Origin of the sequence: Rhodoferax ferrireducens (assembly GCF_003347515.1) — a bacterium.
GTDB lineage: Bacteria > Pseudomonadota > Gammaproteobacteria > Burkholderiales > Burkholderiaceae_C > Rhodoferax.
In genome coordinates this window covers 1-20,317 of the sequence record NZ_QEII01000315.1, presented here as the reverse complement: position 1 = coordinate 20,317, position 20,317 = coordinate 1, and the positions used below count along the sequence as shown (strand labels likewise).

Annotated in this window: 18 protein-coding genes and 1 pseudogene; 5 read left to right on the top strand and 14 right to left on the bottom strand. The window is 58.2% G+C overall.

Features of this window, described 5'->3' with window-relative positions; translation table 11 throughout:
• Positions 1-81: 81 nt before the first annotated feature.
• From C5P05_RS27155 to gyrA, 5 genes are all read right to left on the bottom strand, one after another.
• Positions 82-2,088, bottom strand: a complete 2,007-nt coding sequence (locus C5P05_RS27155; protein WP_114972990.1) for a bifunctional 3-phosphoshikimate 1-carboxyvinyltransferase/cytidylate kinase — start codon at positions 2,086-2,088, stop codon at positions 82-84.
• On the bottom strand, positions 2,088-2,960 hold the full coding sequence (locus C5P05_RS27150) for a prephenate dehydrogenase (RefSeq protein ID WP_114972989.1): 873 nt from the start codon (positions 2,958-2,960) through the stop codon (positions 2,088-2,090). The genes C5P05_RS27155 and C5P05_RS27150 overlap by 1 nt, the downstream gene beginning before the upstream one ends.
• Positions 2,960-4,060: a prephenate dehydratase gene (pheA, locus tag C5P05_RS27145; RefSeq protein WP_114972988.1), complete on the bottom strand. Its 1,101-nt coding sequence runs from the start codon at positions 4,058-4,060 to the stop codon at positions 2,960-2,962. Before pheA ends, C5P05_RS27150 begins: the two co-directional genes overlap by 1 nt.
• Positions 4,061-4,063: 3 nt before the next feature.
• Positions 4,064-5,155, bottom strand: coding sequence for a 3-phosphoserine/phosphohydroxythreonine transaminase (gene serC, locus C5P05_RS27140; protein ID WP_114972987.1), 1,092 nt, complete (start codon positions 5,153-5,155; stop codon positions 4,064-4,066).
• Between the two features lie 73 nt (positions 5,156-5,228).
• The gene (gyrA, locus tag C5P05_RS27135) at positions 5,229-7,871 is read right to left on the bottom strand and encodes a DNA gyrase subunit A (RefSeq protein ID WP_114972986.1); all 2,643 of its coding nucleotides are present in this window, start codon (positions 7,869-7,871) and stop codon (positions 5,229-5,231) included.
• 258 nt (positions 7,872-8,129) lie between these two features.
• Here gyrA and ompA point away from each other — a divergent pair, with 258 nt between their 5' ends.
• The 4 genes from ompA (at position 8,130) to C5P05_RS27115 (ending at position 10,900) form a co-directional block, all read left to right on the top strand.
• A complete protein-coding gene (ompA, locus tag C5P05_RS27130; protein ID WP_114972985.1) occupies positions 8,130-8,780 on the top strand; it encodes an outer membrane protein OmpA in 651 nt (216 codons plus the stop codon).
• Between the two features lie 248 nt (positions 8,781-9,028).
• Positions 9,029-10,231: a tyrosine-type recombinase/integrase gene (locus C5P05_RS27125; RefSeq protein ID WP_114972984.1), complete on the top strand. Its 1,203-nt coding sequence runs from the start codon at positions 9,029-9,031 to the stop codon at positions 10,229-10,231.
• A 23-nt stretch (positions 10,232-10,254) separates the two neighbouring features.
• Positions 10,255-10,596 carry a type II toxin-antitoxin system RelE/ParE family toxin gene (locus C5P05_RS27120; RefSeq protein ID WP_114972983.1) on the top strand — a complete coding sequence of 114 codons (342 nt, stop codon included), beginning with the start codon at positions 10,255-10,257 and terminating at the stop codon, positions 10,594-10,596.
• Complete coding sequence (locus C5P05_RS27115; RefSeq protein WP_114972982.1) at positions 10,586-10,900, top strand: DNA-binding protein; 315 nt, start codon at positions 10,586-10,588, stop codon at positions 10,898-10,900. Before C5P05_RS27120 ends, C5P05_RS27115 begins: the two co-directional genes overlap by 11 nt.
• Positions 10,901-10,932: 32 nt before the next feature.
• On the opposite strand, the gene C5P05_RS27110 is transcribed toward C5P05_RS27115, so the two are convergent.
• From C5P05_RS27110 to C5P05_RS27075, 8 genes are all read right to left on the bottom strand, one after another.
• Positions 10,933-11,142 (bottom strand): KTSC domain-containing protein, encoded by a 210-nt coding sequence (locus C5P05_RS27110; RefSeq protein ID WP_114972981.1) that lies wholly within the window; start codon positions 11,140-11,142, stop codon positions 10,933-10,935.
• A gap of 24 nt (positions 11,143-11,166) precedes the next feature.
• Entirely contained in the window at positions 11,167-13,077 is a 1,911-nt protein-coding gene (locus C5P05_RS27105) for an ATP-binding protein (protein WP_198674888.1), read from the bottom strand.
• Positions 13,055-14,392 (bottom strand): SIR2 family protein, encoded by a 1,338-nt coding sequence (locus tag C5P05_RS27100; RefSeq protein WP_198674887.1) that lies wholly within the window; start codon positions 14,390-14,392, stop codon positions 13,055-13,057. Before C5P05_RS27100 ends, C5P05_RS27105 begins: the two co-directional genes overlap by 23 nt.
• 5 nt (positions 14,393-14,397) lie before the next feature.
• Positions 14,398-15,633, bottom strand: a complete 1,236-nt coding sequence (locus tag C5P05_RS27095) for a DUF2130 domain-containing protein (RefSeq protein ID WP_232834680.1) — start codon at positions 15,631-15,633, stop codon at positions 14,398-14,400.
• A 220-nt stretch (positions 15,634-15,853) separates the two neighbouring features.
• Positions 15,854-17,575, bottom strand: coding sequence for an ABC-three component system protein (locus tag C5P05_RS27090; RefSeq protein WP_114972978.1), 1,722 nt, complete (start codon positions 17,573-17,575; stop codon positions 15,854-15,856).
• Positions 17,572-17,823 (bottom strand): ABC-three component system middle component 6, encoded by a 252-nt coding sequence (locus tag C5P05_RS27085; RefSeq protein WP_114972977.1) that lies wholly within the window; start codon positions 17,821-17,823, stop codon positions 17,572-17,574. The genes C5P05_RS27090 and C5P05_RS27085 overlap by 4 nt, the downstream gene beginning before the upstream one ends.
• Entirely contained in the window at positions 17,820-18,740 is a 921-nt protein-coding gene (locus C5P05_RS27080; RefSeq protein WP_114972976.1) for an ABC-three component system protein, read from the bottom strand. The genes C5P05_RS27085 and C5P05_RS27080 overlap by 4 nt, the downstream gene beginning before the upstream one ends.
• A 43-nt stretch (positions 18,741-18,783) precedes the next feature.
• The gene (locus C5P05_RS27075) at positions 18,784-18,975 is read right to left on the bottom strand and encodes a type II toxin-antitoxin system RelB/DinJ family antitoxin (RefSeq protein WP_114972975.1); all 192 of its coding nucleotides are present in this window, start codon (positions 18,973-18,975) and stop codon (positions 18,784-18,786) included.
• 402 nt (positions 18,976-19,377) lie between these two features.
• Between C5P05_RS27075 and radC the strand changes: the two genes are divergently transcribed.
• A complete protein-coding gene (gene radC / locus C5P05_RS27065) occupies positions 19,378-19,884 on the top strand; it encodes a RadC family protein (RefSeq protein ID WP_114973201.1) in 507 nt (168 codons plus the stop codon).
• A gap of 156 nt (positions 19,885-20,040) precedes the next feature.
• Here the strand turns inward: radC and C5P05_RS34745 are convergent.
• A pseudogene (locus C5P05_RS34745) lies at positions 20,041-20,317 on the bottom strand (hypothetical protein); the annotation flags it as partial.

Sequence of the window (20,317 nt, the reverse complement as noted above, 5' to 3'; positions counted from 1 at the left end):
CACACAAGGAGGGCGCCAAAGCAGCGCGAGAAGGCCTGTGTGGACCGACGCAAAATCCAGGAGACTTTGCTTTTCAGCCTCTCAAACTGATTTGAAAGGCTGTATGTCCTGCCACCATTTCAACACCAGATCAACCGATTCTTCAACCGTTAAATCCGAGTTGTCCAGCAACCGGGCATCTTCTGCTGGCCTGAGAGGTGCGACGCTGCGGGATGAGTCCCGCGCATCGCGTGCTTCCAGATCGGCGCGAAGAGATGGGAGTGTAGTTGAAATTCCCTTTGAAATCAATTGTTTATAGCGTCTCTGGGCCCGCTTCTCGGTGCTGGCGGTCAAAAACACCTTGAGTGGGGCCCCCGGGAAGATGATGGTTCCCATGTCGCGTCCATCGGCCACCAGTCCGGGCAGTTGCCGAAAACCGTGCTGCAAGTCAACCAGTGCCAACCGGACCTTGGGCAATGCCGAGACGCGGGACGCGTTCATGCCGGCCTCTTCAGTGCGGATGGTGTCGCTGACATCGGTGCCGTTGAGCCGGACCCGGCCTTCGATAAACTGGATGGACAGTGTTTGAACCATGTCCGCGATCGCTTGTTCATGCGCTGCATCCAATGTCATGCCGGCCTGCATGGCGGCCAGGGCGGTGATGCGGTAGAGCGAGCCCGAATCCAGGAAGTGGTAGCCCAGCTTCGTTGCCAAAACGGCTGCCAGCGTGCCTTTGCCGGAGGCGGTCGGGCCGTCCACGCAAATGACGGGAATGGCGCTGTCCGGCGTCTGCACCAGGGAAAATAGCGCTTCAAAGTAGTCGGGAAAGGTCTTGGCCACGCACTTCGGGTCTTCGATGCGCACCGGAAGTCCGGCCGGGTTGAAGGCGGCGAGCGAAAAACACATGGCGACGCGGTGATCATCGTAGGTGTGGATGCTGGCAGCCCGCCAGTCGGCGGGGCTGGCCGGTGGTGTAACGCAAATGAAATCGGCGCCTTCTTCCACTGTCGCGCCGAGCTTGCGCAGCTCCGTGGCCATGGCGGCAATGCGGTCGGTTTCCTTGACGCGCCAACTGGCAATATTGCGCAGCGTGGTCGTGCCTTGGGCGTACAGGGCCATCACGGCCAGCGTCATGGCCGCATCGGGGATGTGGTTGCAGTCCAGGTCGATGGCCTTGAGCGGCCAGCTGCCGCGTGACACTTCCAGCCAGCTCGGGCCGCTCACCACTTGCGCGCCCATCAGTTGTGCGGCCTCGATAAAGCGGATGTCGCCTTGGATGGAGTCTGCGCCCACACCCTCGACTCTTATGCTTTTTTGGCCTGTAGTCCCCGTCGCTAGGGCGCCAAGCGCTATGAAATAGCTAGCGGATGAGGCGTCGGCCTCGACGTGCAGAACGCCGGGTGATGTGAATTGGCTGCCCGCCGGAATGGTGAATTTTTGCCAGCCGTCACGCACCACCGCAATGCCAAAGCGCGCCAGCAGATTGAGCGTGATTTCAATATAGGGTCGGGAGATCAGCTCGCCCACCACCTCAATAACGATGTCCTGCCGGGCCACCAGAGGCAGTGCCATTAACAGCGCGGTGAGAAACTGGCTCGACACATCGCCACGGACCTGGATCGGTGCGTCCAGCTTCAGGGTCGGTTCGCCGATTTTCAGCGGGGGGTAGCCGTCCTCTCCCAGGTAGTCAATGTGGCAGCCGAGCTGGCGCAGTGCATCCACCAGGTCACCAATCGGGCGTTCGTGCATGCGCGGCACCCCGCGCAATTCGAAGTTGCCTCCCATCACCGCCAGCGCAGCGGTGAGCGGGCGGATGGCGGTGCCGGCGTTGCCCATGAAGAGCTCGGTTTGGCGCTTGCCAAGTTGTCCGCCCAGTCCGTCGATCTCGACCGTGCTGCCGCTTTGCCGCACGCCACAGCCGAGCAGGCGCAAGGCATCCAGCATGACGCGCGTGTCGTCGGAGTCCAGCAGATCGTGCAGCGTGGTCGTGCCCTGACTCAGGGCCGACAGCAGCAGCACGCGGTTGGAAATGCTCTTGGAGCCGGGCAGAACGATGGTGCCGCCGGCACTTGCCAGCGGTGGAATATCAAGAAACGCGGTGGAAAACATTATTTTTGGTGTTTGGCCATGCTCCAGTGGGCACGGGTTTGACTGGCCTGCTCAATCAAGCCTTCAAGGGCGTCGCTGTTGCCACTGGAGATCATGAGTTCCAGCGCCTGGAGGTTGTGCTGGAATATTTTGGCTTGGGCCAACAGTTCTTCGCGATTGGCAAGCATGATGTCGCGCCACATTTTGGGGTCGCTGGCGGCAATGCGGGTGAAGTCGCGAAAACCGGGGCCCGCCAGCGACAGATAGTCTTTGCCGTGGGGCTGGCCCGAGATGGCGTTCATCAGCGCAAATGAAATCAGGTGCGGCAGGTGGCTGACGGCGGCAAACGCCGCGTCATGCGACTCGGGCGACATCTTGACCACGCGGCAGCCCAGCGCTGTCCAGACATCGACCGCTTTTTGCAGTTGCACCGTCAGGGTGCGTTCAATCGGCGTGAGAATGACCTGCTTGCCCGTGTACAGGTCCGCGTCCGCGTGTTCTACCCCCGAGACTTCCTTGCCCGCAATGGGGTGGGCGGGTACGAAGGACCCGACTTGCTCGCGCAGAGCCCGGCGAGAGGCATCAACCACGTCGCGCTTGGTCGAGCCGACGTCCATCACCAGCATCTGCGGGGTCACCAGGTGTTTGATGGACTTGAAGGTGGCTTCGGTGGCCGCCACGGGGACCGCGATCAGGACAATGTCGGCGCCGGACACGGCCAGCAAGGCGGAGGGGGCCTCCACGTCAATCACCCCCAGCTTGCGGGCACGCTCGGTGGTCGAGGGCGACTTGCTGTAGCCGACCACCCGTTTCACCAATCCGGCGCGCTTGAGCGCCAGCGCAAACGAGCCGCCCATCAGGCCACAACCAATAATGCCAAGTTGTTCAAACATCATTCGCCCACCGGGTAGGTGCCAAGCACTTTGTAGAACGCACTCAATCCCTGAAGTTCCTTGAGCGCCAGGGCGATATGCGGCTGTGACGGATGGCCCTGGATGTCGATGTAAAAATAGTATTCCCATTGGCCCGTACGCGCCGGACGGGATTCAAACCGGGTCATGGACACACCGTGTGTCTTGAGCGGCATCAACAAGTCATGTACCGCGCCAGGCCTATTGGGGACTGAAACAATCAGACTGGTGCAGTCGTTCCCTGAAGGGGGCGGCGTTCCCACGGTTTGCGGCAGGCAGATGATGGCAAAGCGGGTGCGGTTGTAAGCCTCATCCTGGATCGCGTGGGCGGCAATGTGCAGACCAAATTGGGTTGCCGCGCGCTCACTGGCCAAGCCCGCCCAAGCGGGATTCGTGGTGGCCAGTCGGGCTCCTTCGGCATTGCTCGACACGGGGCGGCGCTCGGCGTGGGGTAGGTGCTTGGACAACCAGGCCTGGCACTGGGCCAGCGCCAGGGGGTGGGCCAGGACGACTTCAATGCCATCCAGTGAATTTTCCAGACGCAGGAGATTGTGACGAACCAGCAGCGTGACCTCGCCGATCACATGCGTGGGAGAGTGCAAAAACAGGTCGAGTGAGCGCGTCACCATGCCCTCGGTGGAGTTTTCGACCCCCACGACCCCGTATTGCGCGCTGCCCGCTGCCGTCGCGTGAAACACTTCATCAAAGTTGGCGCAGTAAATCAGGTCGGCAGCGCCACCAAAGAACTCAATCGCGGCTTGTTCGCAGAATGTGCCGGCGGGCCCCAAAACGGCCACTCGCTGCGGCGCTTCAAGTGCCAGGCACGCCGACATGATTTCGCGCCAGATGGCCGCGACATGTGGATTTTTCAGAGGCCCTGGATTGGCCAGTTGGATTTTTTCAATCACCTGCGCCACGCGGTCGGGCCGGAAAAACGCCGTGCCTTCGCGCTTTTTGACTTCGCCGACCTTTTCGGCCACCAGGGCGCGATCATTGAGAAGCGTCAGTAACTGCTGATCGATGGCGTCAATCTGGACGCGCAAGTCAGACAGACTCGGCAGTGGGGTGGCGGGGTTTGTCATGGTTCAGGCCTGGGTTTTTTCAAATTCTCGCAGGTAGTCCACCAGCGCCTGCACGCCCTCGATCGGAATCGCGTTGTAGATGCTCGCACGCATGCCGCCCACCGATTTGTGGCCCTTGAGCTGCAGCAATCCACGCGTGCGGGCACCCGTCAGGAAGGTCTCGTTCAGGCTTTCATCACGCAGGAAGAACGGCACGTTCATGCGCGAGCGGCAGTTGGCGGCTACTTTGTTCAGGTACAGCTGCGAATTGTCAATGGCGTCGTACAGCAAGGCGGCCTTGGCCCTGTTGCGCGTCTCCATGGCGGTCATGCCGCCCTGGCGTTTGAGCCACTGGAACACCAGCCCTGCTATATAGATAGCGTAGGTTGGTGGGGTGTTGTACATCGACTGGTGATCGGCCACTGTTTTGTAGTCAAAGGCACTGGGACAAACCGCCAGCGCATGGCCCAGCAGATCTTCCCGGACGACCACCAGTGTCAGGCCCGCTGGCCCCAGGTTTTTCTGGGCGCCACCAAACGCCAGCCCGACCCGTGACCAGTCCACCGGACGGGATGCCACATGCGACGAGAAGTCAATCACCAGCGGGGCGTTACTGCCCAGCACTTTGAGGTCCGGCAGCGCGTGATATTCAACGCCATGAATGGTTTCGTTGGTGCACACCTGCACGTAACTGGCGTCCTGGCTGAGTTGCCAGCTGGCCGGCTCGGGCAATGTCGTGTGCCCATTCGGCGCACTGCTGGCGGCGACGTTGACCGTGCAGTACTTGCGCGCTTCCAGTTGCGACTTCTGGCTCCAGCTGCCAGTGACGACAAAGTCTACCGTGCCAGCGCGCGAGATATTCAGCGGCACGATGGCATTTTCCGCCAGGCCGCCACCCTGCATGAACAGGATCTTGAAGTTGTCGGGCACCGCGAGCAGTTCGCGCAGATCCGCCTGCGCCTGCTCGTAGATCGCGATGAACTCTTTGCCGCGGTGGCTCATTTCCATCACGCCCATGCCGCTGCCATGCCAGTCCAGCATCTCTGCGGCCGCCTCGGTCAGAACTTCCTGCGGCATGGCCGCCGGTCCGGCGGAGAAGTTAAAGGGTCGGTTCATCCGTAACTTTATATGCTAAATTGGGCTCTAGCCCCCGTTTAATAAGCGTGAGTAGCTATAAAAATAGAAGTAATCAGGCGGTCGTGCCAGCGTCGTCTTCGCCTTCATCCGCGATGTCGTCAACGATGGGATTCGCGTCATTTTCGACAATGCGCTGCAGGCCGCTCAGCTTGGAGCCTTCGTCCAGACCGATCAGCGTGACCCCTTGCGTGGCACGACCCAGTTCACGAATCTCGCTGACCCGGGTGCGCACCAAAACGCCCTTGTCGGTGATCAGCATGATTTCGTCATCGGCATGCACCAGCGTGGCGGCCACCACTTTGCCATTGCGCTCGGATTGGGTGATGGCAATCATGCCCTTGGTGCCGCGGCCATGGCGCGTGTACTCGGTGATGCTGGTGCGCTTGCCAAAGCCATTCGCGGTCGCCGTCAGCACGCTTTGCAGCTCATCCTCGGCCACCAGCATGGCGATCACGCCCTGGCCCTCTTCCAGCATCATGCCGCGCACGCCGCGTGCTTGGCGACCCATCGGGCGCACATCGTTCTCGTCAAAGCGCACGGCCTTGCCGCCGTCGCTGAACAGCATCACATCGTGCTTGCCATCGGTCAGCGAGGCACCAATCAAAAAGTCGCCTTCGTCCAGGTCCACGGCAATGATGCCGGCCTTGCGCGGGTTGCTGAACTCATTCAACGCCGTCTTCTTGACCGTGCCCATGCTCGTGCCCATGAACACATACTGGTCGGCGGGGAAGGTGCGCTTCTCGCCAGTGAGTGGCAGCACCACGGTGATCTTCTCACCTTCGGCCAGCGGGAACATGTTGACAATCGGGCGTCCACGCGAACCGCGCGAACCCTGCGGCACTTCCCACACCTTGAGCCAGTAGAGGCGGCCGCGGTTGCTGAAACACAGGATGTAATCGTGCGTGTTGGCAATGAAGAGCTGGTCGACCCAGTCGTCTTCCTTGGTGGCGGTGGCCTGTTTGCCGCGTCCGCCACGCTTTTGCGCCCGGTATTCACTCAGCGGCTGGCTCTTGATGTAGCCGCTGTGCGAGAGCGTGACCACCATGTCGGTCGGGGTGATCAGGTCTTCGGTGCTCAGATCAAACGAGCTGTGCTCGACCTGGCTGCGACGCGCGCCCAGCTTGGTTTGGCCGAACTCGGTCTTGATGGCGGTGAGTTCTTCGCTGATGATGATGGTGACACGTTCGGGTCGGGCCAGAATGTCGAGCAGGTCGTCAATCTCGGCCATGACCTCTTTGTATTCCGCCACAATTTTGTCCTGCTCCAGCCCGGTCAGGCGCTGCAGACGCATTTGCAGAATTTCCTGGGCTTGCGTGTCAGAGAGACGGTACAGGCCATCGCTGCCCATGCCGTACATCTTCTCCAGACCATCGGGGCGGTAGTCGTCCGCATTCACCAAGCCACCATCGGCTCGTGTCCGAGTGAGCATTTCGCGCACCAGCTTGCTGTCCCACAGCTTGGTCATCAACTCCGCCTTGGCCACGGGTGGCGTAGGTGATTCGCGGATGATGCGGATGAATTCGTCGATGTTCGCCAAGGCGACCGCCAGTCCTTCCAGCACATGACCGCGCTCGCGGGCCTTGCGCAGGTTGAAGATGGTGCGCCGCGTTATCACTTCACGGCGGTGTTCCAGGAAGACTTCAATCAGGTCTTTGAGGTTGCACAGTTTGGGTTGGCCGTTGATCAGCGCCACCATGTTCATGCCAAATGTGTCTTGCAGCTGCGTCTGTTTGTACAGATTGTTCAGCACCACCTCGGGCACTTCGCCGCGTTTGAGTTCAATCACCAGACGCATGCCGGATTTGTCCGACTCATCCTGGATGTGGCTGATGCCTTCGATTTTTTTCTCGTGCACCAACTCGGCCATGCGTTCTTGCAAGGTCTTTTTGTTGCACTGGTAGGGCAGCTCGTCCACGATGATGGCTTGCCGCTGGCCCTTGTCAATATCTTCAAAGTGGCATTTGGCGCGCATGACAACGCGCCCGCGCCCTGTGCGGTAGCCATCTTTGACGCCGTTGATGCCGTAAATGATGCCCGCCGTCGGGAAGTCGGGCGCAGGGATGATTTCCATCAACTCGTCGATGGAGGCCTGTGGGTTGCGTAGCAGATGCAGGCAGCCATCGACCACTTCGTTCAGGTTATGCGGTGGAATGTTGGTGGCCATGCCCACCGCAATGCCAGAGGAACCATTCACCAACAAATTGGGAAAGCGGGCGGGCATGACCAGTGGCTCTTGCTCGCTGCCGTCGTAGTTGGGGCCGAAATCCACCGTTTCCTTATCCAGATCGGCCAGCAACTCATGGGCGATCTTGGACATGCGGATTTCGGTGTACCGCATGGCTGCAGCGTTGTCGCCGTCCACGGAGCCGAAATTGCCCTGGCCATCTACCAGCATGTGGCGCAGAGAGAAGTCCTGCGCCATGCGAACGATGGTTTCATACACCGCGCTGTCGCCGTGCGGGTGGTACTTACCAATAACGTCACCCACAATACGGGCCGATTTCTTGTACGGCCTATTCCAGTCGTTGTTGAGTTCATGCATGGCAAACAGCACGCGACGATGGACCGGCTTCAGGCCGTCCCGCGCATCGGGCAGGGCGCGACCCACAATCACGCTCATGGCGTAATCGAGGTAGCTGCGCCGCATTTCCTCTTCAAGGCTGATGGGCAAGGTTTCTTTGGCGAATTGGGTCATGGGGGATCGTGGCTAAGGCAATGTCAAAGGCAACCCCCGATTCTAAAGGGCGTGCCTTGTGGCGTCCCCGCAACGACTGAACGCAATTTCCGCTGTTTTTGAATCCGAAATACCAAGGGATCGGCTTTAGACTGGTTTTGAGTTTAAGGCTCAATATGGCTGTGGCACAATTGCATGAACGTTTTAGGTGATAGGCATTTAGAGCGTCCAAAAAATAATCGCAGCGCTGCTGCGGCTTTTTCCCCCCTAAGGAGAACCATGAAGAAATTAAACAAAGTGGCAATGCTGATTGCTTCCGCAGCACTCGTAACCGTCGCTGGCGCACAATCTGTTGACAACTGGGTCAGTTCCAATGGTATTACCTGGAAAAACGGCACCAATGAACTGTGCTGGCGCGATTCCAACTGGACACCTGCTACTGCAGCCGTCGGTTGCGATGGTGCCATCGTGGCCCCTGTCGCTGCTCCAGCTCCTGCACCAGCCCCTGAAGCCGCACCAGCACCTGCACCAGCGCCTGCACCAGCGCCCGCACCCCTGCCACCCGCAGCGACCAAGGTGACCTACGCAGCTGATGCATTCTTTGACTTCGACAAGTCCGTGCTCAAGCCTGAAGGCAAGGCCAAACTGGATGACCTGATTGGTAAAGTCAAGGACATCAATCTGGAAGTCATCATTGCTGTGGGTCATACCGACTCTGTTGGCTCGGATGCATACAACCAGAAACTGTCGGTCAAGCGTTCTGAAGCCGTGAAGGCTTACTTGGTGTCCAAGGGCATCGAAAAGAACCGCGTTTACACCGAAGGCAAGGGCGAGAAGCAGCCAGTGGCTGACAACAAGACCAAAGAAGGTCGCTCGAAAAACCGTCGCGTTGAAATCGAAGTGGTCGGTACCCGCGCCGCTGCCAAGTAATAGGCACTTATGCCAAGAAGCGGTCTGTAAAGGCCGCTTCAATAAAAAACCCCGCTCATGCGGGGTTTTTTATTTCACCATGACGTTAGCACCGAATTTGGCTGACGTTCGCTGAGGCTCGCCACAGCGAGTTTCCCTAGGGAACAAGCGGGTTCACCATATGCCGGTGCATTCCGCAACCCGCTCCGCTTTTCCTTCGCTTGGCTCCCAGCCGACACCTGGAAATCGGGGTTTCTCTAGGATTCGTCATGGCCAAGATCAAGATCACCAAGTCCGCAGTCGATGCGGCACAACCCCAGGCGCAGCCCGTCGAACTGCGCGATACGCTGGTGCCCGGCTTCCTGTGCAAGATTACACCAGCAGGTCGCAAGGTGTTCATGCTCCAGTACCGCACGAATGCCGGTGAGCGGCGCAAGCCCGCTTTGGGCTTGTACGGGGAACTGACCGTCGAACAGGCCCGCTCGCTGGCCCAGAACTGGCTGGCCGAGGTTCGCCGGGGCGGAGACCCTGGCGGCGACAAGGCACAGGCGCGTCAGGCACCCACGGTCAAGGAACTGTGCACGAAGTTCATGGAGGACTACTCCAAGCAGCGCAACAAGCCCAGCACGCAGGACGGCTACCAGGCTGTGATTGACCGCAACATCGTCCCGCTCCTGGGGCGGATGAAGGTTCAGGACGTGAAGCGGCCCGATGTGGCGGCGATGATGAAGAAGATGGCCCACAAGCCAGCCGATGCAAACCGCACCTTCAGCGTCATGCGCAAGATGTTCAACCTGGCCGAGGTCTGGGGGCATCGGACTGATGGTACGAATCCCTGCCGCCATGTTCCGATGTTCCCTGCCGGAAAATCCACACACCTCATCAGCGATGAGGAAATGGGCAAGCTGTTCCGGCATCTTGACCAGTTGGAGGCCGAGGGGCTGGAGTCCTGCGTCATCCCATTGGCGATTCGCTTGCAGTTCGAGTTCGCCGCCCGCCGTTCCGAAATTGTTCTGCTCGAATGGGCATGGGTCGATTTGGAGCAGCGGCGCGTGGTCTGGCCCGACAGCAAGACCGGAGGCATGTCCAAACCCATAAGCGAGGAAGCCTATCGGCTGCTTTCGACAGCACCCCGTTACGAAGGGTCGCTCTACGTGCTGCCCTCGCCGCGCGACCGGATGAAGCACCTGACCACCGGAGAGTATTACAACGGCTGGAGCCGCGCCTTGAAGACCGCTGGGGTGGCGCACGTCGGCACACACGGCATCCGCCATCGTTCAGCCACGGACATCGCCAACTCGGGCATTCCGGTGAAGGTCGGCATGATGCTCACCGCGCACAAGACGGTGGCGATGTTCATGCGCTATGTCCACACCGAGGATGGCCCCGTGCGGCAAGCCGCCGAACTGGTGGCGAACAGGCGCAAGTCGGTGGTGGCAGGTACGGTTGCCGTGCCGGTTTCTGCATCTTGACTGTTATTCGTTTATAGACGAAAATGACGCTCTACGAGATTGAGCACTACCTGAGCCCCGGTGAGCAGAAGGACTTGTACATCGACTGGCTGAAGCGGTTACGCGACGGGCAGGCCAAGGTTGCGGTAGCACGGCGCGTCATTCGCATCGAGCAAGGCAACTTCGGTGACCACAAGTTCTGTCGCGAGGGCGTTTGGGAACTGCGCATCGATGTGGGGCCGGGCTACCGGGTGTACTACGCCTTGTCGGGCCGGCGTGCGGTGTTGCTGCTGTGCGGCGGCGACAAGAGGACTCAGGACGCGGACATTGCTCGGGCAGTGGATTACTGGCAGGACTGGCAACGGAGATCAGATGATGAGAAGTAGACCCCATGACGATGCGATGGCCGAGTTGTACCGCAACGACCCCACGTTCGCGCTGGAAGTGGTCAATGGCATTCTGGAAGACGGCGACCAGGCCGAACTGTTGATCGTGCTGCGTCAGATGGCCGAAGCCTTCGGTGGCGTTCAGGCGGTGGCCGAACAGGCGCATCTGAACCCGACCCAGCTTTATCGCACGCTTTCTCCGAAGGGCAATCCGGCGCTCAACAGCTTGCTGGCGATCCTCAAGGCGATGGGGCTGCGGCTGGCGGTGCAGCCGTTGGCTGCGCCCGCAGTGCCAACGGCGTAAAAGAAATTTAGCGAATGAAATCCCTCGCAGGATCAAAGCTTCACAAACGGATATCGATTTTTAATATTGGCGTTAAAGTACGTGCCCTTGGAGCCCGCGCTCATCAGCCCATCGTGTTCGCCATCAGGTACTCCTGAGTATTCATACACAGCTCCGTTCTTAAATTCCACTTCAAGGGCTTGTCTATCTACGTCATAGCCAACTGCGCTGAGATTGCTTGAAGAAACTGGTGTACGTTCCATAGTATTGTCTCCGTCGGTTGTAAATCAAACTTTGGGCTTCACCGGCTGCTTTATACCGCCGGCGGTTGGATCTTGTTTACGCCAAGCTTCAACTAAAGGCTTGTAGTCTTCATTCTGTACCGGCTCAGTCCAGCCCCCACTCTTTATACGCTTCCCATCATTTCCTTTTGGTACAACGACCACCGGATCGTCGCTATCAGGTCGCCGGCCTTCCGGGGGACGGTCAATGATTGCGCGTATCGGCATGTTGACTGCTTCTCCGACGATCAACGCTTCGCCAGTACGAAGAACAGGGAGCATCGAGAAGAGGCCCTTGAGGTTGTCTGACGCACATGACGTGACTTGAGTGCGATCCGAATCATTGGTGAGGCGCAACGCGATGATCGTGCCACACTGTGAAAGGATCGTTGTGTCAACCTCAGAAGGACGCTGACTGACTAGCATTAGCCCAACCCCGTATTTTCGTCCCTCTTTCGCGATGCGCCGGGCCGCAGTAGCTGCACGACTCTTTGACTGAGCACCGAGATACACGTGCGCTTCTTCCATAACGATAAGTAAAGGCCTTTCCCGACCGCCTTCCTGCTTCAGCCGTCCCCAGAACACAGCGTCATACAGAATTCGTAAGACAGCCCCAACAAGGTCGTCGACGATTGCGGTGGGAATGCCTGACAAATCAAAGACAGAAATGGGTGCATCCGCCCCTATCCACGCCGCAAGTAATGCATCTAGATCAGCTTGGGTTGTGCCATCCTTTGCGACCGCCCATTCGCCAGGGCGAAAGAGAAACTGCATGCGGGGGTCACGTAGCTTGCTCTCCAAAATATCAAGGTGCGCGCGGGGCAGATCACCATAAAGACCTGCATACACCTTGTCAGGATCTTCCTTTACATCCTTGAGCGGACGAAATCGAGGACGCTCAAGCTTGTCTGAATCGCCAACCGCATTTATTGGAGGAGCGCCATCTTGAATATATGCTCGCGTCGCTTCGGTCTGATTTTGGTTTTTACTGACACTGTGCGTCGAAGAATGCAGTGAGTACAAATCGTGCCAGAGCTGATACACCGAGAATGGTAACGGAGTATCCACCGTGACAGTGAGATCAGGCAAACCATGGGGGACACCCCCCGCCTTCGACGCTCTCTTGCCGGACAACAGCCTTTCTTGTAGCAACGTCAGAGGCGTCCCCGATACGGGGCCCATGGCTAGCGAAATAAACTCCTCCGCTGTGAGCGCCCAAAATGGAACATGAAGTTCCCGCTCCCCTGCGGCGGTATCCGCTCCAACCCTAAATACTCGGGCTTGATCACCAAACGCCTTCGCGTACTCGCCGTGAAGATCAAATAATACGACGCGAGCGGACTTGAACAGAGTTCGATCAGAAACAGCACCAAGCAGATTCGCCACGGCATTCGATTTCCCAGAGCCCGTGCTTCCCACTACTGCAGAATGACGGCTAACCAAGCGGTTCATGTCGAGGTACGCACGGATCGACTCGGCGCTGGCGACGCGCCCAACGGCAACATAGCCATCTTCGTCTCCAGGCGCGTAGACAGTTTTCAAGTCCGATTCGGTTACGACATGGACAGAGTCGCCGATGGAGGGGTACTGCGCGATACCGCGTTCAAATTTTGTGCCGCGGCGTCCTTGACCGACGAGTTCAATCCTGAGCCATCGATTGCCAAACTGAGGGGCGAGTTCCGGTGGCCCAGGGGCCGCTCCGGCCCCAACCTGTGAGATCACCCCATAGAGGTCTACGTATCCTGATGGAATACGGACAAATCCCCCGACTTGTCCGACACGATATGCCTCACCATTGACAAATAGAAGTCCGCCCGGAGTGCTCTCCGCAAGCTTCACGCTCACGCTTGAACCGTTTACATCCTCGACGGAACCGAGCCGTGAAGGATCGGGATTAGACGACGGGCTGCGCATCATGATTGCTCCCACCGCAAAGTTGTTCGAGGAAAAGACCAAAATAGTGGAAGTCTCCGAGACGGCTGCGCGGCTGTAATTCTTTGGGATCGCCACCGGTCACCGCTTCTTCCATCAGCCACGGCGTGTGCTCGTGGCCGCCAATGGTTCCGGGCCGGTAGAGCCCCACGCGAGTTCCTACGACTGCTCCGTCCCAAGCAAGAACCGTGAGGTTGCTCTGTTTTACTGCGTAATCGACCACCCTCGAATGTTGTCCGAGATCCGAATACATCAGCGCGAAGCATTGAGCGTTCCGGTTGCCCCGCAGTCCATCTAGCAAAACTTCATTGAGGTGATCGTCGAGAAAGGAATAGCCGCACACAACTAGTCTGGGAGCATCCTTCCCGTGGAAAAATGCTCTTAGTCGATCGAGCATTGCGAGGTATGGCATGCGGCGGCTTTGGTCGTACTTGAGATGCGATGGGAAGATCATTACCTTGCCCGCTGCGGCCTCGCGTGTGACGCGAACAACACGCGTGATCTTCGCCCCGTTCACGATTTCCTCGCTCTTCTCCCAATTGATGGAGCCGTGTAGCTTCCACAGCCTCGTCCACCTGGCAGGAATTACGTCGTGCTCTATCGATGCCAGGTCGAACCATGGCTCTCGTGAACCAACAAAACCATCGAAGTGCGGCAGCGGATGCTGTTCAAGCGCCTGTTCAAAAAGCAGGTCATAGTTAGGCGTAAATATTTCTGCTGGAGAATCACGGTGAACGCCACCGATCCACGATGCGAAGCGGTTGTATGAACTGCGGTAGGCGGGTAACGGCTTACGCATCTCAGTTGCGATCAGTGCGCAGACTTCGTCGTCGAGGTCGCTCAAATCCTTCTTCGACATCCCCAAAATTTCCGCACTCCCGCGCCGATTGGCCAGAGTACGTAGTTCTGTCAACACGTCTTCAACGGTTGGATCTTTGCCATCGGTTGGTTTGCATTCCACGCACAATGCATCCCAATTTGTCTTGAATTTTGATGTTGATCCAACGGCGCTGTCGCTTGCCTGCAGCCCGGCGGCAACACGCTTCGTAAGTTCTACGACGGCAGGGATCAGCACGACACTGTTTTTTCCTGCCGCATCGTAGATTCCAAGCGGGCAACCTGCACCAAGGAAACAGCCGATACGCTGCTTGTCATCTTGAAGCACCTGCCGCAGATTTCTTGCTTGCTGCGCTGCGTCGTGGAGCGCAGGTAATGGGATTGCCGATGTCGGTGCAGCGGCAGCGGCGGGTACCGGAACCGGGGCAGTGCTTGCGCTTTGGTTTTTTGTCACGATATTCATATCCTTTAAGTTTCTTCGCTAGGCCCCGGCAATGCTTCCAAGCTCAAGCCCTCAATTTCCTGCAACGTCTTCCCCGCTATGCCTTGCAGGTCACCATACATTCCCACCGTGGCACCCATGACACGCTCGATTTGCTCTTCGCGTTTGGCCCATTGCTTCATGATGACTTTGCGTTCCTTGTCCAAGTCTTCCTGCATCGACGAGAAGGCTTCCACGATCGCTTCCACGCGATGGCGAAACCGTGGGCCGGTTAAATATTGGTACACCATCTCCGTCTTGGTTTGCTGTCCTTCGTTGACTTGGCGGGCCATACTCACCTGCAGCAACGTATGACGAAGTACGGTTGCCACCGGCAGTGCCGCCCGCGGATTGGTCACCCAGACACCATCAATCACGTCAAAGGCTTCGACGCCCTTCGGAAGAACTTGGCTCACGAGAACCGATATTTCAGCCTTGGCCGTTCGTTGATCATCACGCAGCTTGGTCAGCCACCCGTCGCTCCAGTTTTTTGTACGCTTTGACTCCCAGAGGATCGCTCCGCTTTGCTGACCAGCCTGACTGATCACCCGTTGCAGCACATCGCCGCCAAATTCGCCTTTCGCGACGGGTTCAATGGAGTCGAACGGAAACTTCGCGCGCAGCAGATTTTCAAGATCCATTTCCTGGACTTCACCTTGCATCTGCTGGGAGCCTTGCTCCGCCTTCTGCTTCAGTTCTTCGATCTTCTGCTGCATCGACGCAATGGTCTGGTCTTTCTCCATCACCTTGAGCTTCAACCCATCCTCAGCTTCTCGTTTCGCCGCGGCGCGAACTTCACTTAGGCCGTCCTGCACCCGCTTTTCAACCGTGAGTTCCAATTCGCGCTTGGCATCGTCCAGCTCTCGTTGCTTCTTGATCAGCTCGGCCTGCGCTTTCTGAGCCTCGGCCAACTTCTCGTCACGCACCTTCAATACTTCCTGCAGTTCCACAAGCTCACGCGCCTTCGCGTCAAGCTCCGCTGCACTGGCGAGTTTTGCCTTCTTAGCCTCTTCCGCTATTACGCGTGTGCGTTCAGTTATTAATTGTGCCGCTACCTGATCCGCAACTTGTTCATCAAGAGTGCGTTTTGCCTCTATGACCTGCTTTTCCTTCTCGCGAATGCTCTGTTCGCGTTTGGCAACCTCTTCATCCTTTTGCAGGAGCTGCTGCTCATACTGTTGGCGCGTTGCGGCAATCAGCGGAGCTGCGAGCGACTCGGTCAACCGAATCTCAGTCTTACAATTCGGGCAGATAATTGTTGGTTCTGTCATTGATAACTCTCGCTACGCGCATCGCCTGGGCTCTCGATATCCGCGTCCTGTTCCTGGAGGTAGGCGTTCCCCTTGAGAAAGGTAGATTGACGTGACATCGAACTTGGAAATTCGCTGATTGCGACAATAATTTTTTGCGTGAATAGCTGGGGCTTCAAGTGGATATTCCTCTTCAACCAAACCGAATGCCAAACATCCCACCATCTTCCGTGGCATCGGTCAGGCGCGTTGTAAGCACATGGTCATTGAGATCGAAGCCCTCAATGGTTTCTTTGAAGGCGTCGTCTTCGTTCATCGTCACGATGTACTGAAAACCAAGTTCCTGCGAAATTTCCGAGCCAAGGCGCAAGGCACTGATCACTTGCCGACCGTCTACGCCGTCAAACAGATGGCTGTCATGGATCAGGAAACGCGGACCGATCTGACGCTTGGCGCACAAGCGCATCAGCATCATGTCAAAGCAAAAGATCTGCATGTTCTTGATGCCCTTGCTGCGCTGGCCCTGCATCGGAAACTTGAACATCGGGCCGTTGGAGGTTTCGTCGACAGTCATGCTGCCGGCCGACTCGTAGAGCCGCTGCGATGTTTCCTCGAAGGCGACGATGGCTTCGGCCAGTCGGTCATTCTGTTCGGCAAAGTCGCGTCGCAGTCGGATCGTGAGTCGGTTGCGCTCGATTTCCAGTTCGTTTTTTGTGCCTTCGAGCTGCTCCGCTGCTTCGAACCGCTGCCGCAGCGATTCCACTTCTGATTCCAGACGGCCTAGCTCTCCCTGCAACTTGAGGAATTGGTCCAGCGCGCCATGGCTCCTGAGAATGCCCATGATTTCCGCGCGGCGCTGGTCGAGTTGCGCCTTCTTGCTGTCGCGAAGCTCGATGCGCAGCTTGGCCGCTTCGAGTTCGCTAGACAGGTAGTCCTTGCGGTTGCGCACCACCGATTGATGAAAACTCTTCACATCCTCATAACGGCGCTTCACGAGACCGGGAAGCGCAACACCGGCTTCCTGATAAACCGCTTGCAGGTCTTCCAGATCGGGAGGGATCTCGGAGGCCAGCGCGCCTTCGAGATCCCGGATGGCAGCGAAATCGATGGTATTGGCATTGGCCAGTTCATTGAGCTGGCGTGTCAGCTTGGCGCTTTCGACTTCCAGTTCCCGATATTCGGGCAACACCTGGAAGGACTCGGTTTCCGCATAAAGTTTCTTGAGACGGGCCTCCTGCAGGGTCAACTGCGTGCGCAAGTCAGCAGCCTTGCCGATGATCGAACCGAATGCGCCCGTACCGGCTGCCTTTTTTAGCTCATCCAATGTCTTTTCACGATCGCGAACGGCCTGCCAGTCGCGCGCGATCTGCCAGTCCAGCCCGAGGAGGAACATCAGCGCCATTTGCATGTCGCCTGTTCCTTGCATAGTGGCCTGCTTCTCCGGTGTGGTGAATGCTCCGCTCATCTGGCGACGCACAAAGTAGGCGAACAGTGACCGGAATGAAGGGGGCTTGCTGCCTGCCGCTTCGAGGCTGCTCAAACCGAACATCTCCTCTCCGAGAAACGTGACCCAATCGGTTGCCGACAGTTTGCGCTTGGCCGCTGGTGGTGTCGTCACGTAGATCTTGGCTTTAGCACTGCCACTGCGCTCGACGACGGTGCGCGCATCCTTCAAATCGAAATCCATGCCGAAGGTGTATTCGGCCAATTCTGGCGTGCGGAAGATGGAGTCAGGACCGGCTTCCGAGCCCGTCAGGAAATGAATAGCTTCAATAAAACTGGTTTTACCTGCACGATTGCGGGTTTGCTTACTGGTTGAACCCTCGGTTTTTTGGGCCAGCAGCACGTTCAGACCCGGCTTCAGGTCACCGAGATTCTTGAAGGTGGGCAGCGTGCTGAATAGGTTATGGATCAAGCTGTCCTCCGTGCAACAAGGCCGCTTTCTAGTTCAATGGTTCCAAGGGAGTACAGCAGGTCCAGCGCCAGCACGAACCAGTCGTAGGTGATTCGCCGAGGACGCGTGGCACCCAGCCCTTGGTCCTGTTGGTTCAATTCTTCCCACAGTGCGGAGACCGTCTTGGGACGTGCGAGAAAAGTCAGAACATGACCTCCCACAGTAAGCAGCGCGCGATCTTGCGGGAGATGCTTGGACGGCAAGATCATGTTGACCTCACTGCTTGAGCGTCTTCGAATATTTCGCACTTGTCGAACAGGTAAGCCATGACCGCCAGCACTGCCGCCTTGTGGGTGGGTGTCGTGTTCACGACTCCCCCCGCCCAGGTTTCAAGTTGTCCAAAGATTTCATCGGGATGAAGCGCGGGTGTCGCATCCCTCAGAGACACGTATTGGCTCTTGAAGGCCGAGGCAATTTGTTCGCCATACACGGGGTTCTTCCAGTTATCGAAGAACTGCATGACTAGCGGCGACTTCTGCATACCGATCTTCAAAAAAGCGGCGACCACCTGAGACAGAAGGTTTGCCTCGATCTTTCCTCGCGATACGTCCTTGACTTCGCTCGTTGCTGGCGCAGGGGCAACGCTGATATGTGTGAGTACGGCCATCAAATCGCTATAGCCCAGATTGACGTTTGCTTCCATGGTCAGCGATGGGCCGAACCAGGATTCGAGATCCTGCAGGTTGAGCTGGCGAAACTTCGCCAGCATTTCTTCCCAGCCGCAGTGGCCGATCTTGATCTTTGGGTTTTCTTGCGCGAGCTTGGCCAGCGCTTCGATGACGTGGGGACCCAGGCGCCCATCGGGTGCATTGTGGACAAAGGTCCATTCATCAAAATATTCTTCCCAATGCTCTTGTGCGCCCTCGAAATCCTCATTGATCTTCTTGATGGCTTCGGCAGCACTCAACTCATTGGGCGCATAGCTCTGAAATAGGATTCGGGCCGATGGCAGGTATCCATCGTTTTTCCGGTCGCCGACATTGCCCCATGGTCGGCAGGCCATGAAATCGTTAGGGTGGGCCTTCGCCATCAGTTTTTCGAATAGGCGCTGAAATCCGTCTCCCTTGGCTTCAAGGAAGATGATTCGGAAATCTTTTTCGTAGCTGAGCTGTTGTACGCGATCCATGCGGTTCAGAGCCAAGAACGGTTAAATGTCTTCAGGCACAACCTCATGGTGTCTTCCGATCCGAATGGGGGAGCACACGATTGACGTCAAATGGCAGCGCTTTGTCCGCCGCGATGCGGGTTAGCAGCATTCGGATGGCATCCGAAACGGATAGACCCATTTCGGCCAGGACGCTGGTCGCTTCCTCTTTGATATGCCCGTCAATCCGGGCACGAACGACATCGGTACTCGCCATTGCATATGCTCTAAGTGTTTGTAGCTACATTGTGGCTCATTTATGCCATTGGGTCACTTACTTTCTGTCATAAGCGACTTGGTGTCCCGGCGTGCCGCCGTCGGGCTCGCGGGCGTTGCCCCGCGCCTCGTGCCGAGTCGCGGCCATGCGGCTTTGATCCCTGACACCTCCGGCCGTCTCTGCGTTCCCGGCCTGCGCGCGTCGCTTGCCCAAGGGCAACGGAGTGTGGTGGTGGGGTGGCCTTGCTGTTCCCTTCAACGTACCACGCTGTTCTCGCTGTCAAGGTCTGCGCGCACGGTGTGCGCTTGCGTCCTTGCGGCCGTCTGCGAACCCTGACAACTGCGCTGCAGCGTGCTGGAGCCGGTCTCGGGCAATTCCGCCCGCTACAGACCGGAGCAGACCATGTCGCAACTTTCTCTTTCCCTCGATTCTTCCCTTCTCGTTCGCGATGTCGCGGGCGACTACCGTCCGGCCAATGCCGACGAGGTGTTGCAGGCCGCTCAGCGGCTACTGGGTGCGCAACTGCGCGGGCGTGAGGTTCTGACTTCGCCGCAGGCGGTGCGCGACTTCCTGCGCGTCAAACTGGGTGGTTTGGAGCACGAGGTGTTCGCGGTGCTGATGCTCGATGCGCAGAACCGCCTGATCGAATACGTCGAGCTGTTCCGGGGCACGGTGAGTCAGGCATCGGTGTATCCGCGCGAGGTGGTCAAGGAATCTCTCGCGTTCAATGCTGCGGCATTGATTTTTTGTCATAACCATCCGTCGGGTGTCGCCGAGCCGTCACGGGCGGACGAGGTGTTGACCCAGACGCTGAAAACCGCGCTGTCGCTGGTGGACGTGCGGGTGTTGGATCACCTGATCGTGGCAGGCAACGACGTCATGAGTTTCGCGGAACGCGGGCTGCTGTAGCCCGAGGGGGCATCGCCCCCTTTTTTGCTTCGTCCGTATGCCGCTGCGCGCTGCGCTTGCCTCCAGGGGTCGGCTGACGCCCACCCCGCCGCGCTTTGCTTGTCGCCCCTGACAGTCGCCGAACAGGCTACGCCTGATCGGCCAACAGCCATCCATCTAGGCGTGCTGCTGGCACGCAAGGGCGCTCGCCGCGCGGCGTTGGTTTCGGCGCATTCCCTGGCCCATCGGCCGCTGTTCGTCTTTCCCCAAGTCCATCGCTTTCTCCCGCGACCGTAGCCCGCAGTGCCAGGCCGTCAAGGCGCGCAGGGCCGAGTCCTCGCTGTGCTGTGGGCCGCACCAACCCTGCGCTTCTTCCTTGACAGCCAGTCCCTCGCTGGCCCGGTTTTTCGCGGGCGATGAACTCAGGAAAGACGGCGGCAAACAGGGACCGGCC